We start from the raw sequence: 2,628 nt of genomic DNA, 5'->3' as shown, positions 1-2,628 counted from the left end.
ACGAAATCCACGCGTTCTTCCAGCGCAACGGTAGCAGGGAATTCGTGCAGTTCGGGCGCGACTGGGATATCAACAGAGTGGCCCGCTACTATCTCTTCAGCAATGCTCTTCGCAGGAGGGGTTTGGCGGGGGCGGCGGGTCGTATTGCGAACGAGTGCCTGCTCGCCGTCCAGAACAGACTACACTACAGCCGCCTTGCGCGGCGTGCGGAGTCTGTCAAGAAGGGATCACAGTGGTTCAGCATCACGCATGCGCTTGCACGTTTTGTGCTCGCAAACAAGACGAAGATCGACTTCTTTCGCCACAGCGCTGCCCCGGACGAGCATTTCCTGCAGACTCTTGTCTTCAATTCCCCATTCTACGAGAGACTGTACTCGTGGACGGAGGAGGATCCCCGAGCGAACATGCTTCTGGTCGACTGGCAGAGGAGTGAAAGGCGCGGGTCTCCGCATGTATTCAGAGAATCGGACTTTGAGAGCCTAGTGGCCTCTGACATGCTCTTCGCCAGGAAGTTCGACGAGAATGTGGATAGAGCGATAATCGACCGCGTATTCGAGGCAGTCTGCGAGAGGCAACGCCGGCCGAGACCCGGCAGCGCCACTGGCGGGAAATGACCGGCGTCCAGAGACCCCGGGTTCTTTGCCGTCCGGCGACAGCGGACGTTGCCCGATTCGAGGCGCAGCCGCGCCCGGGAAGACCCGCAAACGACACAGCTCCTGTCCCCTGCTGCGGCGATGATTCTGAGCGCGGCGGTCGGGTAGCGCGGTGACGGTCCGCATCTGCCCGGCGGCGAAGTGCGCTGCCTCCTGCCGGCGAAGGACGACGGACGAGGTGCTCGACCTCAACCTTGACTTCCCCGCCTGCCTCTGAATAATGACCGCGTGGACCGCGAGCCCGCGCTTGGCGGAGATGAGCGGGGCAGAGGTTGCACACCCTCGGGCAGACCATGGCGGCTGGCATCCATGAGACTAGCCTACATCATCAGCGCGTACAAGCTGCCGGACCAGTTGGTGCGTCTTGTGAACAGGCTCAACGCGGATGGGATTTCCTTCTACATACATGTGGACAGGAAGTCCAGCGAGCAGGTATACAGAGGAATGGCCGACCCACTTGCCGGCAGCGCGAATGTCTCGTTCTTGAAACGCCACACGTGTAACTGGGGAGACTTCGGCCACGTCCGGGCGACCCTGTCTGGTATCGAGCAGATCATCAATAGTGGTGCTGCGTGCGACTACGTTGTGCTGATTACCGGTCAGGACTATCCGATCAAGTCCAATCATCACATCCAGCAGTTCCTGCAGGAGAGCGGAGGCAGGTCTTTCATTCACTACTTCACAAAGGATGCCCCCTGGGCCGGAAGATGGGATGAACGTCACATCTATTGGCACTTGTTCTGGGGTAGGTGGCACCTCGTTTTTCCTCGGGCAGACATGTTTGAGTCGCCTGTGCTGAACCGGGCGTGGAATGTCTTCGCCAAGGCAATCCCGCTGCGGCGCCGGATGCCGGGAGGCCTGGAACCGTTCTACGGAAGCTCCTACTGGTGTCTTTCCAGGGAGTGTGTCGAGTACATCCATCGATTCGTGCGCGACAACAAAGCCTTCATGAGGTTCTTCAGGCACGTGGCTATTCCCGACGAGGTATTCTTCCAGACGATCCTCCTGAATTCCACTCTCAAGGACCGCCTTGTGAATGACGACCTGGTATACACCGATTTCTCACAGCACCAAGCTCACCCGGCCCTTCTGGGGAAGAACGACTTCAGCCGCCTCATGAGCAGGAGCGAGCTATTCGCGCGGAAGTTCGATGAGACCATTGACGGAGAAGTTCTGGACATGATCGACGCCGCAACCACGTGACCCCGTTTGGTCATCCCTCCGCTCCCATCCCTCGTCCCTTCAGCACTCGCGCACAAGGGGCGCTCGCGCTGACGCTACGATTCACGTTGGGGTGGGCATGAGAGTCCTTGAGTTCACCGGTCAGTTCGGTGCCGGAAAATCAACCTTGAATCGTGAGTTGACTAGAGACCGCACCCAGTTTGGTGTGAAGATGCATACGAAGCACTCGCTCAGGTACAAGCTGTTCCACGACACGTCCATCAGGGGCAACCCGGGCGGACGGCTGCATTTGATGCTGATGAAGTGGCCCAAGTACAAAAAGTGGATCTACCGCTATGGGTATTCGAAGGGGAAGACGAAGATTCTGCCCGAGGTGTTGGACAAGTACCGCGACATACTGTCGGAAGTGTCGGATGCGACCAGGAATAGCTTGGACATCCCTTGGTTTAAGGAGTGGACGAGGTACGCGTTCATCGATCACCTTATCGTCTACGAGATTGCGGGTTCGCTCCTGGGTGAACACGACCTGCTCTGGATTGAGGATGAGGGATTCGTCAGGAGCCTCACGTATGTCTTCGGCAACTTCCGCGGTGATGACGTGCTGGACAGAATCACGAGATACGTTTCCCTCTGTCCGAAGGTAGATGTCATTCTCCACGTCAAGGTCGATTCGGCAGTAGCCCTGCAGCGAATCAAGGATGACAAGCAGAGGTCGTGGCTGCTTGAGTCGCCCCATGGACAGATGACATACGAGGCAATCGTGGAGCGTTTCAACGCGCGTGCGCGCATTTGT

The 2,628-nt window shown here is 58.0% G+C and carries 3 protein-coding genes; all 3 read left to right on the top strand.

Annotated features, from left to right (window positions below; genetic code table 11):
* Positions 1-614: beta-1,6-N-acetylglucosaminyltransferase (locus FJY68_14140; protein MBM3332962.1), on the top strand; the 614-nt coding region annotated here is incomplete at its 5' end.
* A gap of 348 nt (positions 615-962) precedes the next feature.
* Complete coding sequence (locus FJY68_14135; GenBank protein ID MBM3332961.1) at positions 963-1,856, top strand: beta-1,6-N-acetylglucosaminyltransferase; 894 nt, start codon at positions 963-965, stop codon at positions 1,854-1,856.
* Between the two features lie 190 nt (positions 1,857-2,046).
* A partial coding sequence (locus FJY68_14130) for a hypothetical protein (protein MBM3332960.1) occupies positions 2,047-2,628 on the top strand: 582 nt, incomplete at its 3' end.

Source organism: candidate division WOR-3 bacterium (assembly GCA_016867815.1).
In the GTDB taxonomy this organism is placed as follows: Bacteria; Hydrothermota; Tepidihabitantia; order Tepidihabitantales; family Tepidihabitantaceae; genus UBA2258.
This window is presented reverse-complemented; position numbering and strand designations above follow the sequence as displayed.